We start from the raw sequence: 24,068 nt of genomic DNA, 5'->3' as shown, positions 1-24,068 counted from the left end.
GAAGCTTACGTATCAAAATTAAAGGTATAAATAGTATTTTAAAAGTCTAATAAACTAAAGTTATACTTTTAATAAATACACATAATTAATTGATAAACAAAATTCTAATTATTATAAAATAAATTTATAACAATTGTTAATATTTGCCGGATTTTCTACCTGGTTTAACTGGCGAAAAGTGTTTACAGTATTGAAATATTCTTTGTTTTAAATGTTTACAAATGTAAATGCAAAGATGTTTACTTTTGTAAATCAAATAAAATGGTATGAATTTAGAAGAATTATTCGATCAGTTTAAGGAAGAATCCGTTCGTGGACGGTACGTCACTTTAACATCAATCGAGCCTTTGTTGCAAAAATTAAACACGAACAATCAACTTCAAATTATAGGAAAATCAGTTCTTGGAAAATCTATTTATTCGTATGAAATTGGAAAAGGAAAAACGAGAATTTTTCTGTGGTCCCAAATGCACGGAAATGAAAGTACAACTACAAAAGCGCTATTCGATTTTTTTAATGTACTGCATAGTGGTTCTGCATTAGCACACCAATTATTAGACTTCTTTACTTTTTACACCATTCCGATGTTGAATCCTGACGGTGCAACATTATACACAAGAGAAAACGCCAATAAAGTTGATTTAAATCGCGATTCGCAAGCGCTGACACAACCAGAAAGCAAGCTGTTAAGGGCAGCTTTTGATTCCTTTGAGCCTGATTATTGTTTTAACCTGCATGATCAGCGTACTATTTTTGGTGTAGATGATACCGGGAAACCTGCGACAGTATCTTTTTTAGCACCTTCCTATAATGAAAATCGAGATATAAATGAATCTAGGTTGAAAGCGATCAACTTGATTGCCGGAATAAATGAGGATCTACAGCGTTATCTTCCCAATCAGATTGGGCGTTTTGATGATTCGTTTAATATAAATTGCATTGGAGACACGTTTCAGTTTTTAGGAGTACCCACTTTATTGTTTGAAGCGGGTCATTTTGAGAATGATTATCAAAGGGAAGAAACACGAAAATACGTTTTTATGAGTTTAATTTCAAGTTTTAGGATACTCTCCGAAAACGTTATAGTTGATAATGGAATTGACAAATATTTGAGTATTTCTCAGAATAAAGTCGTTTTTTATGATTTTATGTATAAAAACATCAAAATAAATTATGATGGTATCGAAATTATCACCAATTTTGCAGCACAATACAAAGAAGAGCTAATTGAAAATCAGGTCTGTTTTAATGCCTATGTTTCACAAATAGGCGATTTGGAGGATTATTTTGGTCATTTCGAATATGATGCTAAAGGAGCTTTATACAAAGATGATCATAACGATATTCCTAAATTGAATCAAAAAGCTGATTTTTATTTAGATAATAACGTGAAATTTGTTAACGGAATGATAAAAATATAATATTTACGTCTTTTTGTTGTTTTTATGTATATTTTTATACTTTGTTATAGTAATTAATAATATTAATTAAAGAATTATGAGTAAGTTTCGTTTAGATGAAGTAGATCACCAGATTTTAGATATGTTGATAGACAACACAAGAGTTCCATTTACGGATATTGCAAAAAAATTATTGATTTCAGCAGGAACTGTGCATGTTAGAGTGAAAAAAATGGAAGATGCCGGTATTATCATGGGATCCTCATTAGTGCTTGATTATGATAAATTAGGCTATTCTTTTATTGCTTATGTTGGTGTTTTTCTAAATAATACGTCTCAAACGAAGTTTGTTTTGGAGCGTATCAACGAAATTCCTTTTGTAACAGTAGCTTCAGTCACCACTGGAAAATTTAATATTTTTTGTAAAATTAGAGCAAAAGATACCAAGCATGCTAAAGATGTGATCTTTATGATTGATGATATTGATGGTGTTTATAGAACCGAAACAATGATTTCCCTTGAGGAAAGTATAAATGATAAGAAGCGTTTGATGCATACTATTTTCAAAAATATGTAATTACTCTTGAATGCACTATATTATAAATATAACCTCAAGTTAGTTCTTGAGGTTTTTTTATGAAAAATTAACTAAACCAACTACAACAAAATTATGTACACACTACCCAAACTTGAACGTTTTAATCAAGATGTCCTCTCTAAATATCACATTTACAATAGTGTTTTTATAACATTGCCATTTCACTCCATAGATAATACGGGAGCTTTACTTCCTTTGTTTACAGATATTTGTGATACAGGATTTAAAAAGCAAGAAACTCCAAAAGAAATTTTTGATTTTTTTGCCAAAAGATATTTACATGATCCTTCAGAAACAGAAAAAATTGATATTATGTTTCGTTTTATTCAATATATCGAACGCCAAATTGTTTTGTTTGATGCTATTGAAGATGCTGCTTTTCCGGTTGTTAATAATATGGAAGGACGAGGATCTTTGAGAGATATCAAAGAAAAATCAGATGCGAAAGACAAGGAAGAGGAATTGATTGCTTTTCTGGAGGATTTCAATGTAAGGACAGTTTTGACGGCGCATCCGACGCAATTTTATCCCGGAGCAGTTCTTGGGATAATTACTGATTTGACCGAAGCGATTCGGAAAAATAACTTACTTGCAATTAAACAGTTACTGGCTCAATTAGGAAAAACACCTTTTATTCAAAACGAAAAACCAAATCCTTTTGACGAAGCAGTAAGTTTGATCTGGTATCTTGAAAATGTTTTTTATCAAACTTCAGGCGAGATCGTACAGTATTTGCAAAAAAACATTTTTAACGGCAATTCCATAAAGAATCCTTTGATTAAACTTGGATTTTGGCCAGGCGGCGACCGTGATGGAAATCCATTTGTGACTACTGAAATAACGCTAAAAGTAGCAGAACGTTTGCGAACCTCCATTTTAAAGTGTTATTATATCGAAATTAGGAATTTAAAAAGAAAGCTAACCTTTTCAGGAGTAAATACTTTAGTGACTGAACTGGAACAAAAACTTTATAGGTCTGTATTTTATTCTACAGGAGAAATTTTCATTACTTTAGATGAATTCAAATCACAATTAAATAAAATTAAACAAATAATTATCGACCAGCATCAATCGTTATATTTGGATGAATTGGACGCGCTTTTAATAAAAGTGAATTTATTTGGATTTCATTTTGCGTCATTAGACATACGTCAGAACAGTAAAATTCATGATGCTGTGTTTAAAGATATAGTGGATTTTTATTTAAAAACAAATCCCTCTGTTTTTCCGAAAAATTATTTTGAATTAACAGAACAGGAGAAATTTACGATTTTAGGAAATGTAAGTGGGAATCTTGATGCTACTGTGTTTTCAAATGAAATGTCGCGTTTGACAATCGAATCCATTCAAACGATAAAAACAATTCAGGAAAAAAACGGAGAATTTGGCGCTAACCGGTACATTATCAGTAATAATGAAAGTGCACTTAATGTTATGGAGACCTTTGCGTTATTTCGTTTGAGCAATTGGGAAAATCCTCTCGTTGATATTATTCCGCTTTTTGAATCGGTTAATGATTTGCAAAATGCACATGCTATCATGGAAAAATTATATACTAATCCTGGTTATGCAAAACATTTAACGAACAGAGATAATAAGCAAACCATCATGCTTGGTTTTTCTGACGGTACAAAAGACGGAGGATATTTGATGGCGAATTGGAGTATTTACAAGGCCAAAGAAGAGCTTACTGCAATTTCCAGAAAATATGGTGTAAAAGTAATTTTCTTTGATGGTCGAGGCGGTCCACCAGCGCGTGGCGGAGGGAAAACACATAAGTTCTATGCTTCATTGGGGCCTAATATTGAAAATAACGAAATTCAGGTTACTGTACAAGGTCAAACGATTAGTTCTAATTTTGGGACTTTGGATTCCTGTCGCTACAATTTAGAAAATTTATTGAGTGCCGGAGTAACCAATCAGGTTTTCAGCAAAGGTCAAAATGAATTGACTTTGGACGAAAAAAACATAATGGATCAATTAGCTGGTTTAGGATATGAGAAATATTTAAGCTTTAAAAATCATCCAAAATTTATTCCTTATTTAGAGCAGATGAGTACGTTGAAGTATTATGCTAAAACAAACATAGGAAGTCGTCCTTCTAAAAGAAGTAAATCAGAACATTTAGATTTTGCTGATTTACGAGCGATTCCTTTTGTAGGTTCTTGGAGCCAATTGAAGCAAAATGTACCCGGGTTTTTTGGTGTAGGTACAGCTTTAAAACATTTTGAAGATACAAATCAGTGGGATAAAGTTCAGGATTTATACGATAATTCGTTGTTTGTTAAAACCTTATTAGAAAACAGTATGATGTCATTGGCCAAATCATTTTTCCCATTGACTGCTTACATGAGAAAAGATCCTGAATTTGGAACATTTTGGCAAATTATTTATGATGAATTTTTAGAAACAAAAAGATTACTTTTGAAAATTGCAGATCATAAAGAGCTTATGGAAAATTATCCAGATGGTAAAGCATCAATTCAAATAAGAGAACGTATAGTGCTGCCACTATTAACAATACAACAATATGCTTTATTGCGTATCAATGAATTAAATAAAGAAAATACCCCTGACGAAGCTTTGATACAAGTATACGAAAAAATTGTAACCCGTTCCCTTTTTGGAAATACTAATGCCAGTAGAAACTCCGCTTAAACGATAAAATATGAAGTCAACTCAATTACCCGAAAACGAATATGCCTCTTTTTATACTCCGTATATAAATGCTTTGGGAGACGTAAATTTGATGGAAGAATTAGAAATTTCATTACATGATTTTATCCATTTTATTCAAAACATTCCAATGGATAAATTTGATTATAGATATGCGCAAGGGAAGTGGAATATCAAGGAAATTATTCAGCATGTAATTGATACGGAGCGCATATTTGCCTATCGTGCGTTGCGAATTTCCAGAAATGACCAAACAGCTTTGCCTGGTTTTGATGAAAATGATTATGTAAATAATACTGAAGCTGCCAATAGAAGTATTCAAGATTTACTAACTGAATTCTCAGCGGTGCGACATTCGAATTTATTTCTTTTCAAAAGTTTATCTGAAGAGCAATTAAAGAGAATTGGAACTGCCTCAAATACTGCTGTTTCAGTTCGAGCCATAGGTTTTATTATGATTGGACATCAAAAACACCATCAAAAAGTTTTTGAAGAAAGGTACTTATAAATTATTGAAAACAAGTTGACCAAATTTTCAACTTGTTTTCAAAAGACATAGTATTTACAGGATTTGTGGAAGGCATCATATAATATGTGATGCCTTTTATTTGACCAAATTTTTTTAGAAAGTATTTATGACTTTCTTTTCCGTTAAAAATAATTTTTGTGATGCCGGGAAATTCTTTAAACAATGTTTCAAAATCATTTTCTTTTTGGTTTTTGACGGGAATATTTCAGTTTCAGAATTTACAAAATCCAGAAAGGATTGTATTATATTAGTGTTTAAAGTATAGCTTTTTCTTTTTCGAGTATGGCTAATGCTAACCGGATTTTTCCGTAGTCTATTTTTTCTTCAAAATAATCAAAATAAGGTTTTAAGGCATTTGGTGATTCCAGTTTTATTTGCGCTTCAGCAATTTGAGAAACTTCTTCTTTTGAGATAAGCGAATCCAAATCTATATTAGCTCCATCAACATACAGTTTTGCTAAATGAGACATAATTGTACTTAAACCTAATTTTCTTTTTTGGGCAATTTCCTCTACAGAGAATCCGGTAGTATAAAGTTCTAATGTTTCTTTGTAGGTTGTGGCTTCTTTTTTCTTTTTAGCGCCTTTTGCTTTCTGGAAATCTTGGATAACTTTTATAAAAGCATCGCCATATTTTTCCAGTTTTGCTTTACCAACGCCGTCAATTGCCAATAATTCTGTTTCGCTCATCGGTCTTTCAATTTCCATTTGGCGTAAAGCCGCATCACTGAAAATCACATAAGCCGGTACAGATTCTTCCTTAGAAATTTCGTACCGTAGTTTACGTAAAGTTTCAAAAAGTGAATTTGCAACGGATTTGGTTTGTTTAATTTCTTGCTTGTCGATATTGATTTTTTGAACTGTGGTCAGTTGTACTTTCTCACCTTCAAATAATACTTTTTTTGCAAAGGCTGTCAATTTGATTTTGTTTTGCTGGTGAAAAGCAATTTCACAATAGCCCAAATTGATCAATTGTATCAAATATTGATTCCAGTCATACCATGATAAATTAGCACCAACACTGTATGTTTTCAGGTTTTGGTATTCTTTTTCATAAATATATGCATTTTTTGAACCGCGTAAAAAGTCAATGATTACTGGTAATGGTTCTATTTCCTTCAACCGAATAATTGCCGATAAAGCTTTTTGAGCGATCACCGTTCCGTCAAAAAAAAGTGGTGGATTTTTACAAATATCACAGTTTCCACAATTCTCTGTGACAAGTTCGCCAAAATAGGAAAGCAATATTTTTCTGCGACAACTCAACGCATCGGCATATTGTTTCATTCGTTCTAATTTGGCCAGTTGCACTTCAGCATTCAAACCTTGAGAGGCAAATTTTTGCAACTGAATCAGATCGCCATAACTTTCGAATAATACCGTTTCTGATGGTAATCCATCGCGACCGGCACGACCAATTTCCTGATAATAGCCTTCAATATTTTTAGGTAAGTTATAATGAATGACCCAGCGTACATTGGATTTGTCAATTCCCATTCCAAAAGCAATGGTAGCACAAATCACCTGGCAATCATCATTGATAAATTCATCCTGTGTTTTAGAACGAATTTTCGTGTCTAAACCTGCGTGATACGCTTTGGCATTCACGCCTGTTTTTTGTAGTTTTTCAGCCAATTCTTCTGTTGTTTTTCTGCTTAAACAGTAGATAATTCCCGATTCATTGGGCTTTTCTAGGATGAAATCTATAATTTGTTTGACTCTGTCCAAAGCGGGACGCACTTCTAAACTTAAATTTTTTCGATCAAAAGAAGCAACAAATATTTTTGGATTTATCAAATTTAATTGTTGGCTAATATCTTTACGTGTAGCCTTATCAGCCGTTGCAGTTAAAGCTAATATTGGAGTAGAAGGGAAGCGCTTTTTGAGGTATCCTAAATTAGTATATGCAGGACGAAAATCATGTCCCCAAGCTGAAATGCAATGTGCTTCATCAATAGCAATTAAACTTATGGTCAAACTATTGAAAAGATTATCCAGAAACGACAGGCTTTCCGGAGCGATATACACTAATTTAATCACATTCGATTTTAACCTTTCGATATAAAACTGACGTTCATTTTCAGTTTGGCTACTGTTGATGAAACAGGCTTCAATACCATTTGCTTTCAGACTATCTACCTGATCTTTCATCAAAGCAATCAGTGGAGAAATTACGATTGTAATTCCCGGAAAAACCAATGCGGGCAATTGAAAACAAATAGATTTTCCTCCACCTGTAGGCATAATTGCCAATGTATCCTGTCCGGAAAGTACACAATTTATTATCTCTTCCTGGTTTGGGCGAAATTTTTCAAAACCAAAGTTTTCTTTGAGTTTGGCATATAAAATTTGATTAGTCATTTTGGCGTATATTTAGAAGTCTAAAGTTATAAAAAAAGGAACTCGTGAATGAGTTCCTTTTAATAAATATATTTGAGAAGGGATTGATTAATCCTCTTCATCGTCATCATCTGAAAAATCTTTTTCGTCTGCATCTTCATCATCATCTCCTGAATCAGTATCTGGTTTATCATTAGCATCATCCTCGTCATCATCATCCATATCGTCCTCTAAATCAAGCCCTTTAATTGGTTCAACAACTTCATCGATGATTATTTCATCATCTTCATCATAATTTTCAATTCTATCAGCCAGTTTTGTGCTCACTTTTACTAAATAAATGGTATCTTCAGTTCGTACTTCAACTGCTTCAACTAATTCATTTTTAGCGTTTCTAAAACTAATAATATTTGAATCATCATAACCATCTGGAAATTTATCAACCAATAGGTTTAAAATTTCATTGGTAAGTTTGGCGTAATCTACAATTACTCTTTTCATAAAATATTCTATAAATCTAATAAATAAGCGAAAATTAAAGGAGCTACAATGGTAGCATCGGACTCAATAATGAACTTAGGGGTTTTAATGTCTAATTTACCCCACGTAATTTTTTCATTTGGCACCGCTCCAGAATACGAACCGTAACTGGTTGTTGAATCTGAAATCTGACAGAAATAACTCCAGAAAGGAATGTCATGCATTTCCATATCTTGGTATAACATTGGTACTACACATATTGGAAAGTCTCCAGCAATACCACCACCAATTTGAAAGAAACCTACACCATTTGTACTGTTTTTAGGATACCAATCAGACAAGAAGACCATATATTCGATACCGGATTTCATTGTTGAAGCTTTTAAATCTCCTTTTATTACATAGGATGCAAATATATTTCCCATGGTACTATCTTCCCATCCCGGTACAATGATAGGCAAATTTTTCTCAGCGGCTGCATACATCCAGCTGTCTTTTAGGTCAATTTCATAATATTCTTCAAGAACACCTGAAAGCAACATTTTGTACATAAACTCATGCGGAAAATATCTTTCGCCTTTATCATCTGCATCTTTCCATATTTTGTAAATGTGTTTTTGCAAACGACGGAAAGCTTCATGCTCCGGGATACAAGTATCAGTTACACGATTTAATCCTCTTTCTAATAAATCCCATTCGTCCTGTGGAGTCAAATCACGGTAATTAGGAACTCTTTCATAATGAGAATGAGCGACTAGATTCATCACGTCTTCTTCGAGATTTGCACCAGTACACGAAATAATATGCACTTTGTCCTGACGAATAATTTCAGAAAAAATCTTACCAATCTCGGCAGTACTCATAGCTCCAGCCATGCTCACCATCATTTTTGCACCATTGGCTAATTGTTCTTCATATGCCTTAGCGGCGTCAACTAAAGATGCAGAGTTGAAATGCAAATAATGCTTTTCTATAAACTGACTGATTGGTCCTTTGCTCATTTTTATTTATTTAAATACTTAGAAATCAATTCGTTAAAATTAGTATTTCAAATTTAACGAATTTTTATATTGAATAATTGTTATTTATTTTTTGTCGTACCCTAATATTTTCAAAACATCGTCGGAAGTTTGTTGTTCGGAGAAAACCTCAGTAGCTAAAATACCATTTTCGTCTCTGTCTATTAATATGTGTTTGGGTTGCGGAATCAAACAGTGATGCAAGCCACCGTATCCGCCAATCGTTTCCTGATAAGCCCCAGTATTGAAAAATCCTATGTATAACGGTTTTTCTTTGTTGTATTTGGGGAGATAGATTGCGTTCATATTTTGCTCAGAGTTGTAATAATCATCGCTGTCGCATGTCATTCCTCCTAATAAAACTCTTTCGTAAGTTTCATTCCAGCGATTCACAGCCAGCATGATAAAACGTTTGTTTATAGCCCAAGTGTCCGGTAGCGTTGTGATGAAAGAGGAATCAATCATGTTCCACTTTTCTCTGTCATTTTGTTGTTTTTGATACAATATCTGGTATATTGCACCGCCACTTTCTCCTACTGTGAAGGACCCGAATTCAGTGAAAATATTTGGAACCTCAACCTCGGCTTCATCGCAGGCAATTTTGATTTGATTGATAATTTCGTCAATCATATATTGATAATCGTACTCGAATGCTAATGAATTTTTGATCGGAAAACCACCGCCAATATTCAGTCCATCAAGTGTAGGGCACTCTTTTTTTAATGCAATATAAACTTTGATACATTTTACTAATTCATTCCAGTAATAGGCATTATCATTTATTCCTGTATTGATAAAAAAGTGCAACATTTTTAGTTCCAATTTTTTATTTTCCTGAATTTGTTTTTTGTAAAAATTGACAATGTTTTTATACCCTATTCCTAATCTTGACGTGTAAAACTCAAATTTAGGTTCTTCTTCAGCAGCAATACGAATTCCGATTTTGAATTTCCCTTTTATTTGTTCTTGTAAAAGATCAAGCTCTTCATAATTATCAATAATTGGAATTGCATTTTTATGTCCATTATTTATTATTCGGGCTATATTTTCAATATACTGATCTCTCTTAAAGCCATTGCATATCACATAGGTGCTTTTATTAATTTTTCCGTTTGCCAGTAAGTTCTCAACAATATTGATATCAAAAGCAGATGACGTTTCAATATGGATGTTATTTTTAAAGGCTTCATTCATTACAAATTCAAAATGAGAACTTTTAGTACAATAGCAGTAGTAATATTTTGCCTCGTATTTGTTTTTCTCCATCGATTTACGAAACCAGCTTTTGGCTTTGTTAATGTTGTTGGAAATTTGAGGTAAGTAGGTGAATTTTAATGGAGTGCCATATTGTTCTACCAATTTCATTAAATCGATATTATGAAACTGAAGGTTGTCTTTGTTTAAAGTAAATTCTTCCTGTGGAAAATAGTAGGTTTGATTGATTAAATCAGAATATTTTGTATTCATTAGATGTCATAAATTTATAGATTAAAATATTGTAAAATAAAGAAATCCATAATTCAAACCCGAATATTTGCATAGATAATCTGAAGTTTTTCGTGATCTGCTTTCATGTATTGAAAAATATCAAAACTAAAGTTTCCTTTGATAGAATAAAAACGTTTCAATATTCTTAGAAAAGAGATATTGTTTCGGGTTTTATTACAACTATAATTTTGTTTGTTTTGACTTTTTTTCATTACTGCAAATGTAAAAAATATTATATACGTAATGCAATCCTTTTTATAAAAAATAATTAAGATTTATAATCCTGAAAGGCTTTAAGAATTAATTCATTTTCAACCATTTGATTGATTTTTATTTTTCCGATACCTTCTATCAATGCGAACTGGATGTTTCCATATTCGTTTTTTTTGTCGTGAATCAGTAATTCTAAGATTGGTTTGATATCATTTTCTTCAAAAACGATGTCGGTATAAATAGCCTTTATACTGGATTTTATCTGAGAATATTCTTCTATATTGATCAGTTTTTTATGTAGTGAAAGGTAACTCTCTAATATCATCCCAACGGCTATGGCTTCACCGTGCAATAAAGTTGTTTTGTTATCATTTTCCAAAAAATAACTTTCAATGGCATGACCCAGTGTGTGACCAAAATTCAACGCTTTTCGGATATTTTTTTCGGTTGGATCTTGCAGCACAATTTCATTTTTTATCTCGACTGAACGGTAAATTAATACATCAAAATCCGCAAAATCTATGGTCTTTAAATCTAAAAATTGTTCCCAATATTCTTTATCATAAATCAAACCGTGTTTCAGCATTTCGGCAAGACCGGAACGCATTTCGTTTTGTGGCACTGTTTCTAAATATTGAGTATCAATAAGCACCATTTTAGGCACATTAATAACACCGATTTGGTTTTTTAAATTTCCTAAATCCACCCCGTTTTTGCCACCTACAGAAGCATCGACCATTGCGAGTAAAGTGGTTGGAACGTGAATAAAATCAACACCGCGTTTGAAGGTTGATGCTACAAAACCACCTAAATCAGTGACAACGCCACCGCCTAAGTTAATGATAAGGCTTTTTCTGTCAGCCCCAAGTTCCGTGAGTACTTTCCAAATTTGGACGCAAGTCTCAATATTTTTATTTTCTTCGCCAGAATCAAATTCAATGATTTCAATTATAAGATCAGTTTCCAGAACAGGAAGAAAATGGGGCAGACAAAACTCATTAGTATTGCTGTCAACAATAATAAATAGGTTGGAGTATTTATTTTCTTTTAAATGAAGGTTTATTGCTTCATATCCTTTTTCGTTAAAATGTATCGGGTAACTGTTGGCTTGAATTGATTGCATCTGTATGGATTAATTGGAACCGCAAAATAAGGCATTTTTTGCTAAATAATATTCAAAACTCTGTCTATATTTGTACAAAAATCTAACAAATAATGGAAAAAATATTCAATAATACTCAAGTTGCCTTTTCATTAAAAAGTGATACGGAACTTGACAGAGCTTATTTTCTTTTCAAAATGATTGCTAATCAGCCTCTGGTACGTATTGGAACTGCAGTTACAAATTTTGCCCTTAAAGCCAATCTTCCTGTTGAAGGTTTGATTCGCGCTACGGTTTTTGACCATTTTTGTGGTGGGATAAATGAAGTGGACTGTCTTTCGGTGGTAGATAAAATGTATACCAAAGGAGTTTCCTCTGTTTTGGATTATTCTGTAGAAGGAAAAGAAGCCGAAGATCAATTTGATGCCGCGCTTGAAATGACCTTGAAAACTATTGAATTTGCCAGAGAACGCCAAGCCATTCCTTTTGCCGTTTTTAAACCAACCGGTTTTGGGCGTTTTGAATTATATGAGAAGTTGGGCGAAAAACAAACATTGACTCCAGAAGAACAGGCAGAATGGAATAGAGTGATGGCTCGTTTTGATTTAGTTTGTAAAGATGCCCATTCTAAAAATGTTGCTCTTTTGATAGACGGTGAAGAAAGTTGGATGCAAGATGCGGCTGATGATTTAGTGACCGAAATGATGCGCAAATACAATAAAGAAAAAACCATTGTTTTCAATACGTTGCAAATGTACCGTTGGGATCGTTTGGATTACTTGAAAAAATTACATGAACAGGCTATAAAAGAAGGTTTTTTTATCGGAATGAAATTGGTTCGTGGTGCGTACATGGAAAAGGAAATTGTTCGGGCTGCTGAAAAAGGATATCCATCACCAATTTGCGCTTCAAAAGAAGCTACGGATGAAAATTATGATGGTGCTGTGCGCTATATGACGGATCATTTAGAGGTAATGTCTGTTTTTGCAGGTACCCATAATGAGTCCAGCACTTATACGCTAATGGAATTAATGACGGAGAAAGGAATAAAAACTAATGATGACAGAATCTGGTTTGGACAATTGTATGGTATGAGCGATAACATCAGCTACAATATGGCCGCTAATGGCTATAATGTTGCTAAATATTTGCCTTTTGGTCCAGTAAAAGATGTGATGCCGTACTTAATTCGTCGTGCGGAAGAAAATACTTCCGTAGCGGGACAAACGAGTCGTGAATTAGAAATGATAAAAGCAGAACGCAATCGAAGAAAAGGGAAGTAGGAAAGTGGTCAGTGATCAGATTTTAGTATTCAGTTATATTAGAATTTATAAAAAGTTTTAATAAAAAACTCCATTCAGCTTATTGAATGGAGTTTTTTAATGTCAAATTTATGAAATCTAAAAATTGCTAAACTGCAGATTACTTAAATTTTTATAAATCCCATTTTCTAGAGCGATTAATTCCTGATGTGTTCCTTGTTCTGTGATTTTTCCTTTATCCAAGACCAAAATTTGATCCGCACTGCGAATCGTCGATAGGCGGTGCGCTATTATAATACTAGTTCTTCCCTGCATTAGAATTTCAAGCGCTTCCTGAACTAGTTTTTCACTTTCACTGTCTAATGATGATGTGGCTTCATCCAGAATTAAAATACTTGGATTTTTCAATAATGCTCGGGCTATGGCAATACGTTGGCGTTGTCCGCCGGAAAGTTTAATACCTCTTTCTCCCACAATTGTTTCAAATTTTTCAGGGAAACTTTCGATAAAATTATAGGCATTGGCTTGTTTTGAAGCAGTAACAATTTCTTCTTCGGTAGCGTTGGGATTTCCATAAGCAATATTCTCTCTGATGGTTCCGCCAAATAATATTACGTCTTGCGGTACAATACTCATGTTTCCACGAAGACTTTCTAAATCAAAATCATAAATATTTTTTCCGTCAACCAATATTTCTCCTTCGTCAATAGTATAAAAACGCAATAATAGGGAAGCAATAGTAGATTTTCCGGTTCCGCTTGGTCCGACAATAGCAATTTTTTGACCAAAATTAGCGGTAAAACTAACGTCTTTTAATACTTTAATTTCTTTTCTGGAATGGTAACTGAACGCTACATTCTTGAAAGTGACATTGCCTTTTATTTTTTCAATTGCAGCCGGATCACGCACCGAATTAATTTTTTCAGGAGTTTCATCTAATAATTCAAAAACACGTTCGGTTGCGCCAATCGCTTTTTGGATTTGGGCATATAGTTCCGCAATTCCGCCAAAAGAAGCACCTACAAATGTAGAATACAACACAAACGAAATCAATTGGCCAACGCTCATTTCTCCGCTAATACTCAATCGAACACCAAACCAAACTACGGCAACAATAGCTCCAAAAAGACAGAAAATAATGAATGAAGCAAAATACCCTCGGTATTTCCCGCCTTTGATGGCAATTGCAACCACTTCTTTTATTTTTCCGTTGTAACGGGCAATTTCGTACCACTCATTGGCAAAAGCCTTAACAATACTGATGCCTTGCATGGTTTCTTCAACAATTACTTGACTTTCGGCCACTTTATCTTGAACATTTTTTGAATATTTCCTGATGAATCGCCCAAAAATAACCGCAGCAACGGCCACTAGTGGCACTACGGACAACATCAATAATGTCAATTTGATGCTTTCATTGGCCAATAAAAGAACGCCACCAATAATTAAAATGAATTGTCTTAAGAATTCGGCTATAGTAGATGTTAAAGTATCTTGTATCTGGGTAATATCTGAACTGATTCTACTGTTTAATTCGCCAACACGCTTTTGCGAGAAGAAAGACATAGGTAGTTTTACCAAATTGCTGTACAGTGATAATCGTAGATTAGCTAAAGTATTCTCCGTAAAATTGACAAATAAATACAATCTAAAAAACGAAAAAATGGACTGAAGAAATAAGATTACAATTAAACCACCCGCAATCATGTTAGCTTGAGTATTGTCTTTGTTTTTCACACAATCAATTAGCATTCCCATCAACTTAGGAAAAGCAAGAGCAGTCGCTCCAGTGAATAATAAAAAAACTAATCCTACATAAAATTTCCATCGGTGATTTCCTGCATATTGAAATATTACAGTTGCTTTTTGGAGTGAACTTGCAGTAATTTTTGATTTTGGTAAATCGTTTTCTTTGAACCTGGCCATTATCTATTGTTTATGTCGCAAATGTAAGACTATAGCGAATGAATACAAAAAAATACTAGTTTTTCATTACAAAGATAAAGTGCTATTATAGAGCACGAAAGAAAACTGAGTCACTATTTTATTGATTTTTTTTACTTTTTTGCTTGCAGATACGATTTCTAGCTGTATATTTGCACTCGCAATAAGGATATGAAAATATCTGCATTGTTTAGGGCAATTAGCTCAGCTGGTTCAGAGCACCTCGTTTACACCGAGGGGGTCGGGGGTTCGAACCCCTCATTGCCCACCATAAGGGACAAGGAAGAAAAATTCTTCTTTGTCCTTTTTTTATTTGAAAAATTTTTTAGCAGTCTGACTGAATCAAAAACTAACACTTCCTCCTATTTATCAAAGACATTTCATAGGTAATATTTACCTATGCGAATCAAGTGTTGAAAAAAGCTAAAAAAAAAGAAAGATATATCTTTCGAATTATTTGTAGGAAGATAAAATTAATTTGCTTTTACTTTGGCATAATGATTGTCTCTTTTAGGGTTGTACAAATTATTAGTGTCATACAACGATTTTATTTAAATTAATACTATGATATCATATATTTACTTGGCAAATGAAAATTTTTAATGACAAAAAGACTTAAATAAATATATGTCAAATCATAAAATACTTACTATTGACAATCTGTCACTTCAGGAATTTGATTCGGAAGCAGATTTAATTCCACTTTTGACTCCCGAAGACGAGGAGGAAATGAACAATGAGGCTTTACCTGAATTATTGGCTATATTGCCCTTGCGGAATATGGTTTTATTTCCAGGAGTTGTAATACCAATTACTGCGGGACGCGATAAATCGATTAAATTGATCAATGACGCTAACGCTGCAGGGAAAACTATTGGAGTTGTTGCTCAAATCAATGAGGAAGATGAAGACCCAACCAAAGCAGATATTCATAAAATAGGTACGGTAGCCCGTATTTTACGTGTACTGAAAATGCCTGACGGGAATATAACGGTAATTCTTCAAGGTAAAAAACGTTTTGAGATTGAGACTGTTATTGATGAAACATCTTATATTACTGCAAAAATCAAGGAAGTTCCAGAGAAAAGACCTAAGAAAAACGATACTGAATTTGTTGCCATTCTGGATTCAATCAAAGAATTAGCGATTCAGATTATAAAAGAAAGTCCAAACATTCCCAGTGAAGCTACTTTTGCCATCAAGAATATTGAAAGCCAATCGTTTTTAGTCAACTTTGTGACTTCGAATATGAATTTGACAGTTAAAGAAAAACAAGATTTATTAGCGATTAATGAGTTGAAAGAAAGAGCTTTAGAAACGCTTCGCTACATGAATATTGAGTTGCAAAAACTCGAATTAAAAAATGATATTCAGTCTAAAGTTCGGTTTGATTTAGACCAACAACAGCGTGAATATTTCCTGCACCAGCAAATGAAAACCATTCAGGAAGAATTAGGTGGCGTTTCTCAGGAAGAGGAAATGGACGAAATGTTACAGAAGTCCTTGACCAAAAAATGGGACGAGAAAACCAAAAAACATTTTGATAAGGAATTGTCTAAAATGCGTCGCATGAATCCCCAAGCGCCTGATTTTGGTATTCAAAGAAACTATCTGGAGTTGTTTTTGGAATTGCCTTGGAACGAATATTCTAAAGATAAATTTGATTTAAAAAGAGCACAGAAAATATTAGATAGAGATCATTTTGGTCTTGAAGATGTTAAGAAAAGAATGATAGAACATTTGGCAGTTTTAAAATTGCGAAATGATATGAAATCCCCAATTATTTGTTTGACAGGACCTCCCGGAGTTGGAAAAACATCTATTGGACGCTCTATAGCAGAAGCTTTAGGCCGAAAATATGTTAGAATTTCTCTTGGTGGGTTGCGTGATGAAGCGGAAATTCGCGGACATAGAAAAACGTATATAGGTGCCATGCCTGGACGAATTATCCAAAGCTTGAAAAAAGCCGGAACCTCAAATCCTGTTTTTGTTTTGGATGAAATCGATAAATTATCAAACAGCAACCAAGGTGATCCGTCATCAGCATTATTGGAAGTTTTAGATCCGGAACAAAACAATTCTTTTTATGATAATTTCCTTGAAATGGGATATGATTTGTCTAAAGTGATGTTTATTGCTACATCGAATAATATGGCTGCGATTCAACCTGCGTTGAAAGACAGAATGGAAATCATCAAAATGTCAGGCTATACGATTGAAGAAAAGGTAGAAATTGCACGTCAGCATTTGTTTCCAAGACAATTGAAAGAACATGGTTTGACAACCAAAGATTTAACTATTGGTAAAAAACAATTAGAAAAAATTGTCGAAGGATACACACGTGAATCCGGAGTTCGTGGCCTAGAAGCTAAAATTGCTCAAGTAATCCGTAATGCAGCAAAATCCGTTGCAATGGAGGAAGCGTATAATAAAAAAGTAACGGATGACGATATTATAAAAACGCTAGGTGTTCCAAGGCTAGAAAGAGATAAATACGAGAATAATGATGTTGCCGGAGTAGTAACTGGTTTGGCCTGGACCTCTGTTGGCGGTGATATTTTGTTTATAGAATCGTTGCTTTCCCCAGGAAAAGGAACCATGACAATTACCGGAAACTTGGGTACAGTAATGAAAGAATCTGCCACCATTGCTTTAGAATATATTAAGGCCAATGCATCATTTTTAGGATTGGATTCAGAGCTGCTTTCTAAATATAACATTCACTTACACGTTCCGGAAGGAGCCACTCCAAAAGACGGACCAAGTGCAGGAATTGCAATGCTGACGTCCTTAGTTTCGTTATTTACACAAAAACGAGTGAAGAAAAACCTAGCCATGACAGGAGAAATTACTTTACGTGGGAAAGTATTGCCAGTAGGCGGAATCAAAGAAAAGATTTTGGCTGCAAAAAGAGCCAATATTAAAGAAATTATTCTGTGTCATGAAAATAAGAGTGATATTGATGAAATAAAACCTGAATATCTGGAAGGACTTTCTTTTCATTATGTAAAAGAAATGAGCGAAGTATTGAAATATGCTCTAACTGATCAAAAGGTTAAAAACGCTAAGGATTTGTAATAAAAACAAATTCTAAATTTAAAATCCAACTTCTAAAACTTGATTTTCAAGCAAAGGAATTTGGATTTTTTTATTTGTAATTACCAGTTTTAAAGTTGCCATTTATTGTATTTATAATTTTATCTTCGCAGTTGCGTTTTACTTATACAAACTCCAATTTAAAGCATGCTAAAAAAACTATATCTGTACTCTTTTATTTTTGTTTGTGCTGTGTCTTACAGTCAAATAGGAGGGAAGTACACCTATCAGTTTTTAAATTTAGTGACCTCACCAAGACAGGCAGCTTTAGGCGGGAAAGTGATTACAATTTATGATGAGGATGTCAATCAGGTCCATTTTAATCCGGCTACTATAAATGCAGAAATGGACAACCATTTGGCTTTGAATTACGGGAGCTACTTTAATGAAGTGACTTATGGAACTGCTTCGTACGCGTATACATACGATCGTCATTTACAGACCTTTCAGGCGGGTATAAATTATGTAAATTATGGTAATTTTGAAGGATTTGATGAAAATGGCCAGCCTACGGCAGCATTTACTGGAAGTGAAATAGCGCTTTCTTTCGGGTATGCCTATAATATTCCCTATACGAATATTCATATTGGTGCGAGCGCTAAATTGATTTCTTCAAATTTAGACATTTATAATTCTTTTGGTGGTGCGTTAGATATAGGCGCTCTTTTTATTGATGAAAAAAATGATGTCAATTGGGCTTTGGCCATTCGAAATATAGGCACACAGTTTTCAACGTATAATGGTACAAATGAAAAACTGCCACTAGAAATAATCGCAGGAGTGTCACAGGAATTAGAAAATGTCCCTATTCGCTGGCATCTTACTTTAGAGAATTTACAGCAATGGAATATTGCTTTTTCAAATCCAGCTAGAGCTACATCTTCATTTAATGGAGAATCAACCGAAGAGAAGGTGTCATTTGTAAATAATGCTTTGCGTCATGTAATTATGGGAGTAGAGCTTTTTCCTAAAAGAGCCCTTAATTTGCGATTGGGATATAATTTTAGACGAGCCGAAGAATTACGTATTGTCGAGCAACGTAATTTTTCAGGAATTACATTGGGTTTTGGACTTAAATTAAATAAACTTAAATTTAATTATTCATATTCAAGATATACCTTAGCAGGAAATACAAGCCTTTTTGGATTGACAATTAATTTTCAAGAATGATTTTGATATAACATTGAACTTTAAATTTTACATTTTGAACAAAAAAATCACCATTGCGATTGACGGTTTTTCATCAACCGGAAAAAGTACTTTAGCCAAACAACTCGCAAATCATTTTGGATATGTATTTGTAGATACCGGAGCAATGTATCGTGCCGTTACTTTTTTTGCGATGCAAAAAGGATATGTTAGCTCCACTTTTTTTGATAAACAAACATTGATTAATAGTCTGTCAAATATTAAGTTGCAGTTTAAATTCAATACTGATTTGGGTTTTGCCGAAATGTATTTGAATGATGTGAATGTCGAAACTGAAATCAGAACGATTGAAGTGTCTAGTTTTGTCAGTAAAGTAGCCGAAGTTTCTGAGGTTCGCAGTAAATTAGTCGAACAGCAAAAAGAAATGGGAAAAGACAAAGCAATTGTTATGGACGGCAGAGATATAGGTACCGTTGTTTTTCCGGATGCCGAGCTTAAAATATTCATGACCGCCAGTGCAAGCACAAGAGCAAAAAGACGCTATGACGAGTTAGTTCAAAAGGGCGATAGTATCACGTATGAAAAAGTTCTCAAAAATGTAGAAGAGCGGGATTATATTGATACTCACCGGGAAGATTCTCCCTTGATAATGGCCGATGATGCGATAGAAATTGACAATTCACATTTAAATCGTAAAGAGCAATTTGAGCTTGTTTTAGAATTAGTAAATGAAATTACTAAAACGATATAATTAGTTGCAGATTTAATTTTTAATAGTAGATTTACGCCTTGTAAATTTTTTAAAATAAAAAAAACAATTCATCGCATGGGAATTAAAAATAGATTGGTAATAATGAGTTTTCTTCAGTTTTTTGTTTGGGGAGCTTGGTTGATTACCATTGCAAATTATTGGTTTGGCACCAAGAATTGGGAAGGAACTCAATTTGGATTGGTTTTTGGAACTATGGGAATTGCTTCTTTATTTATGCCGACACTAACCGGAATTATTGCTGATCGATGGGTAAATGCTGAGAAATTATATGGAATTCTTCATATTTTGTATGCTGCAGTATTATTTTTTATCCCACAAGTTACTACTCCGGAAACCTTTATTTATAGTATGCTTTTAGCAATGTGTTTTTATATGCCAACGATTGCTTTGAGTAACTCAATTTCTTACACGGCTCTAAAATTAAACAATAAAGATGTAATCAAAAATTTCCCTCCAATACGGGTTTGGGGAACAATCGGTTTTATTGTTGCTATGTGGATCACTAATTTGACCGGAAATAAAGCAACGGAATATCAATTTTATATTGCAGGTTTAGCAGCGGTACTTTTGGGAATTTACTCTTTTACGTTACCCAAATGTAAACCGCAGCGCTTGTCTAAAGAGAATGCTTCTGTGATGGAAACACTAGGATTAGAATCCTTTAAGTTATTCGCAGATTATAAAATGGCTTTGTTCTTTGTTTTCTCCATGTTTTTAGGAGGCGCTTTACAATTAACAAATGCGTACGGAGATGTTTTCTTGGATGAATTCAAACATTTTCCAAAATATGCTGATTCTTTCGTAGTGGAATATTCAACTATTATCATGTCGATTTCTCAAATATCGGAGACTTTATTTATTCTTGCGATTCCTTTTTTTCTAAGACGTTTTGGTATCAAACAAGTGATGTTGATCAGTATGCTGGCTTGGGTATTGCGTTTTGGATTATTTGCTTACGGCAATCCTACAGACGGGTTGTGGATGATTATTATGTCCTGTGTGGTATACGGAATGGCATTTGATTTCTTTAATATATCAGGATCATTATTTGTTGAAACCACCACAGATCCAAAAAATCGTTCTTCGGCACAAGGATTGTTTATGATGATGACCAATGGTTTTGGAGCGGTTTTAGGAAGTTTTACTTCGGGATGGGCTATTGATAAATACTTTACAAAATCATTTAATAATACTACAGATTTGGCTGGTTTTCTGGAAACAGAAACAACAAATTCAAAGATGTTAGAATTTATTTCAAATCAAGGAAATACAATTACATCAGACGGTTTGTTTAGTAAAGCCATTTTTATGAAAGACTGGCATACCATTTGGTTGGCTTTTGCTATGTATGCACTGATAATTGCCTTGGCTTTTGCCGTTTTATTCAAGCACAAACACAATCCTGTAGATTTTGAAAATGTAAGTCATTAGAAAGGAAAGAAAAATAAAAAAAACCGATAACTAAAAATAGTTATCGGTTTTTTTATGCTGGGAATCAAATATTTACATAACTAGCCCCGAGTGAAGCGGTATCCTTTTATACAGTATCCAGCCTTCAAAAGGCTGGATACTGTATAAAAGATATAGCGGAAAGCGGGAGTAATCGTCATAAAAACCCCAAAACGTACTGCTCCTAAAAACCAAGACATTATCGTATTTAAATTATTTTGCAAATTAAGATAAATGTGTTACTTTTGCAGTCCTTTTGGTGAATAAGAGTTTCCTTTAGGTATTACTTAATTATACAAACAACTTCTGTTGTTTTCTAGCACATTAAGAAACTCGAGAGAATACAGAATACAAATTTTCAATCAGCATGTCTGAACAAGTAAAATCACAAGAAGAGTTTTTAGCAAATTTTAACTGGCACAACTTTGAAGAAGGTATTGATGCAGTGGATCAAAAAAACTTATTAGAATTTGAAGAACTAGTTTCAAAAACATTTATCGCTACGGATCAAGAAGAAGTAGTAGATGGAACAGTTGTTAGAATTACAGATAGAGACGTTATTGTTGATATCAACGCAAAATCGGAAGGTGTTATTTCATTGAACGAATTCCGTTACAACCCAAGCTTAAAAGTAGGTGATACTGTTGAAGTATTAATTGACATCCGTGAGGATAAAACAGGTCAATTAGTTTTGTCTCACAGAAAAGCACGTACTATCAAATCATGGGATAGAGTTATTTCGGCTAACGAAACAGGAGAAATCGTTAATGGTTTTGTAAAATGCAGAACTAAAGGTGGTATGATCGTTGACGTTTTCGGAATTGAAGCGTTTTTACCAGGATCTCAAATTGATGTTAAACCAATTAGAGACTACGATGTATATGTAAACAAAATGATGGAATTCAAAGTGGTAAAAATCAACCACGAATTCAAAAATGTTGTTGTTTCTCATAAAGCGCTTATTGAAGCGGATATCGAAATCCAGAAAAAAGAAATCATCGGTCAATTGCAAAAAGGACAAGTATTAGAAGGTGTTGTTAAAAACATTACTTCTTATGGTGTCTTTATTGACTTAGGTGGAGTTGATGGATTGATTCACATTACTGACCTTTCTTGGTCAAGAATCAACCACCCATCTGAAGTATTGGAATTAGACCAAAAATTAAATGTTGTAATCCTTGATTTCGATGACGAAAAAACAAGAATTCAATTAGGATTGAAACAATTAAACGCTCACCCTTGGGATGCTCTAGATGCTAAATTAGCAATTGGAGACAAAGTAAAAGGTAAAGTAGTTGTAATCGCTGATTACGGTGCATTTATTGAAGTGGCTGAAGGTGTTGAAGGTTTAATCCACGTTTCTGAAATGTCTTGGTCTACTCATTTACGTTCTGCTCAAGATTTCGTAAAAGTAGGAGATATTGTTGAAGCAGTTATCTTAACATTAGACAGAGATGACCGTAAAATGTCATTAGGTATCAAACAATTGTCTCAAGATCCTTGGACTGATATCACTTCTAAATATCCTGTAGGTTCTAAACATTCAGGTATCGTTAGAAACTTTACAAACTTTGGTATTTTCGTAGAACTAGAAGAAGGAATTGATGGATTGATTTACATCTCAGACCTATCTTGGACAAAGAAAATCAAACACCCATCTGAATTTGTAAATGTTGGTGAAAAACTTGATGTAGTAGTATTAGAATTAGATGTTGATGGACGTAAATTATCTTTAGGTCACAAACAAACTACTGCTAATCCTTGGGATCAATATGAAGATTCATTTGCAGTTGGAACAATCCATAACGGTGAAATCTCTGAAATTGTTGACAAAGGAGCTACTGTAGAATTTGGTGATGATATCGTTGCTTTCATTCCTACACGTCACCTTGAAAAAGAAGACGGAAAGAAATTGAAAAAAGGCGAAACAGCTGATTTCAAAGTTATCGAATTCAACAAAGAATTCAAAAGAGTAGTTGCCTCTCACACTGCTATCTTCCGTGAAGAAGAAGAGAAAAATGTAAAAACAGCTACTGAAAACACATCATCTTCAGCATCTACAAACAATGCTTCGGCATCAACTTTAGGTGATAGTAATGATGTATTAGCAGCATTAAAAGCTAAAATGGAAAAGTCAGAGAAAAAATAATTTCTTGATTTTTTGAAAATAGAAAGCTCCACAGTAATGTGGGGCTTTTTTTTGCTTCCTTTTTAATGAGCATAACATATAAGTTCACCATCCACAATCGTCCCGCTGTTCGCAGTATCTTTTTATTGTGCAGTACTAATTTTTAAAAAATAACTTTGGGTAGCACCATAAAAAGGATACTTGCTGCCATCTGAGCTATTTTACTTCGTTTCATTTTCATAACACTATTAAAAAAATATAATTATTTGAAAATCAATATTTTGAAAATTATTTTTATTTTTTTAAAACCAAAAGTAATAATAGTGCGTAAATGCTTTTATATAACTTTTCACTAGTGTCCACTAAAAAATAAAACAAGTTCTTTGAAATTATTGTAAATCTGTATTTTAAGAGTCATTTTTGA

The 24,068-nt window shown here is 33.5% G+C and carries 17 protein-coding genes and 1 tRNA gene; 11 read left to right on the top strand and 7 right to left on the bottom strand.

Annotated elements, in window-relative coordinates; translation table 11 throughout:
- Nucleotides 1–266: 266 nt before the first annotated feature.
- From EKL97_RS11185 to EKL97_RS11170, 4 genes are all read left to right on the top strand, one after another.
- Nucleotides 267–1,421 (top strand): M14 metallopeptidase family protein, encoded by a 1,155-nt coding sequence (locus EKL97_RS11185; RefSeq protein WP_126561558.1) that lies wholly within the window; start codon nt 267–269, stop codon nt 1,419–1,421.
- A gap of 76 nt (nt 1,422–1,497) precedes the next feature.
- The gene (locus EKL97_RS11180; protein WP_072943262.1) at nt 1,498–1,977 is read left to right on the top strand and encodes an Lrp/AsnC family transcriptional regulator; all 480 of its coding nucleotides are present in this window, start codon (nt 1,498–1,500) and stop codon (nt 1,975–1,977) included.
- A 93-nt stretch (nt 1,978–2,070) separates the two neighbouring features.
- Entirely contained in the window at nt 2,071–4,656 is a 2,586-nt protein-coding gene (locus EKL97_RS11175) for a phosphoenolpyruvate carboxylase (protein WP_126568886.1), read from the top strand.
- A gap of 10 nt (nt 4,657–4,666) precedes the next feature.
- On the top strand, nt 4,667–5,182 hold the full coding sequence (locus EKL97_RS11170; RefSeq protein ID WP_126459538.1) for a DinB family protein: 516 nt from the start codon (nt 4,667–4,669) through the stop codon (nt 5,180–5,182).
- Nucleotides 5,183–5,457: 275 nt separating this feature from the next.
- Here the strand turns inward: EKL97_RS11170 and recQ are convergent, their stop codons facing one another.
- The 6 genes from recQ to aroB all read right to left on the bottom strand — a co-directional run bounded on the left by recQ (nt 5,458) and on the right by aroB (nt 11,865).
- On the bottom strand, nt 5,458–7,563 hold the full coding sequence (recQ, locus tag EKL97_RS11160) for a DNA helicase RecQ (protein ID WP_126568885.1): 2,106 nt from the start codon (nt 7,561–7,563) through the stop codon (nt 5,458–5,460).
- 87 nt (nt 7,564–7,650) lie between these two features.
- Entirely contained in the window at nt 7,651–8,043 is a 393-nt protein-coding gene (locus tag EKL97_RS11155; protein WP_126568884.1) for a DNA primase, read from the bottom strand.
- A gap of 8 nt (nt 8,044–8,051) precedes the next feature.
- Nucleotides 8,052–9,023, bottom strand: coding sequence for a deoxyhypusine synthase family protein (locus EKL97_RS11150; RefSeq protein WP_126459548.1), 972 nt, complete (start codon nt 9,021–9,023; stop codon nt 8,052–8,054).
- 84 nt (nt 9,024–9,107) lie between these two features.
- Nucleotides 9,108–10,508, bottom strand: coding sequence for an arginine decarboxylase (locus EKL97_RS11145; protein WP_126459553.1), 1,401 nt, complete (start codon nt 10,506–10,508; stop codon nt 9,108–9,110).
- A 53-nt stretch (nt 10,509–10,561) separates the two neighbouring features.
- Nucleotides 10,562–10,741 carry a hypothetical protein gene (locus EKL97_RS11140; RefSeq protein WP_126568883.1) on the bottom strand — a complete coding sequence of 60 codons (180 nt, stop codon included), beginning with the start codon at nt 10,739–10,741 and terminating at the stop codon, nt 10,562–10,564.
- A gap of 56 nt (nt 10,742–10,797) precedes the next feature.
- Nucleotides 10,798–11,865 (bottom strand): 3-dehydroquinate synthase, encoded by a 1,068-nt coding sequence (gene aroB, locus EKL97_RS11135; protein ID WP_126568882.1) that lies wholly within the window; start codon nt 11,863–11,865, stop codon nt 10,798–10,800.
- Nucleotides 11,866–11,957: 92 nt separating this feature from the next.
- Between aroB and EKL97_RS11130 the strand changes: the two genes are divergently transcribed.
- Entirely contained in the window at nt 11,958–13,127 is a 1,170-nt protein-coding gene (locus EKL97_RS11130) for a proline dehydrogenase family protein (protein WP_126459563.1), read from the top strand.
- Nucleotides 13,128–13,244: 117 nt separating this feature from the next.
- On the opposite strand, the gene EKL97_RS11125 is transcribed toward EKL97_RS11130, so the two are convergent.
- Nucleotides 13,245–15,032 carry an ABC transporter ATP-binding protein gene (locus tag EKL97_RS11125; RefSeq protein ID WP_126553307.1) on the bottom strand — a complete coding sequence of 596 codons (1,788 nt, stop codon included), beginning with the start codon at nt 15,030–15,032 and terminating at the stop codon, nt 13,245–13,247.
- A 211-nt stretch (nt 15,033–15,243) separates the two neighbouring features.
- Here EKL97_RS11125 and EKL97_RS11120 point away from each other — a divergent pair.
- The 6 genes from EKL97_RS11120 (at nt 15,244) to rpsA (ending at nt 23,665) form a co-directional block, all read left to right on the top strand.
- Nucleotides 15,244–15,321 (top strand) — tRNA-Val (locus EKL97_RS11120).
- A gap of 356 nt (nt 15,322–15,677) precedes the next feature.
- Nucleotides 15,678–18,128, top strand: a complete 2,451-nt coding sequence (lon, locus tag EKL97_RS11115; RefSeq protein WP_126459571.1) for an endopeptidase La — start codon at nt 15,678–15,680, stop codon at nt 18,126–18,128.
- Nucleotides 18,129–18,293: 165 nt separating this feature from the next.
- Entirely contained in the window at nt 18,294–19,316 is a 1,023-nt protein-coding gene (porQ, locus tag EKL97_RS11110; protein WP_126568881.1) for a type IX secretion system protein PorQ, read from the top strand.
- Nucleotides 19,317–19,350: 34 nt separating this feature from the next.
- Complete coding sequence (gene cmk / locus EKL97_RS11105; RefSeq protein ID WP_126568880.1) at nt 19,351–20,046, top strand: (d)CMP kinase; 696 nt, start codon at nt 19,351–19,353, stop codon at nt 20,044–20,046.
- Nucleotides 20,047–20,121: 75 nt separating this feature from the next.
- Entirely contained in the window at nt 20,122–21,498 is a 1,377-nt protein-coding gene (locus EKL97_RS11100; RefSeq protein ID WP_126568879.1) for a nucleoside permease, read from the top strand.
- A gap of 385 nt (nt 21,499–21,883) precedes the next feature.
- The gene (gene rpsA, locus EKL97_RS11095) at nt 21,884–23,665 is read left to right on the top strand and encodes a 30S ribosomal protein S1 (protein ID WP_126459583.1); all 1,782 of its coding nucleotides are present in this window, start codon (nt 21,884–21,886) and stop codon (nt 23,663–23,665) included.
- Nucleotides 23,666–24,068 lie beyond the last annotated feature (403 nt).

The organism is Flavobacterium sp. LS1P28, from assembly GCF_003970335.1.
Taxonomy (GTDB): Bacteria; Bacteroidota; Bacteroidia; order Flavobacteriales; family Flavobacteriaceae; genus Flavobacterium.
Note: the sequence above shows the minus strand (reverse complement) of the source record. Positions and strands in the feature narration are given on the sequence as shown.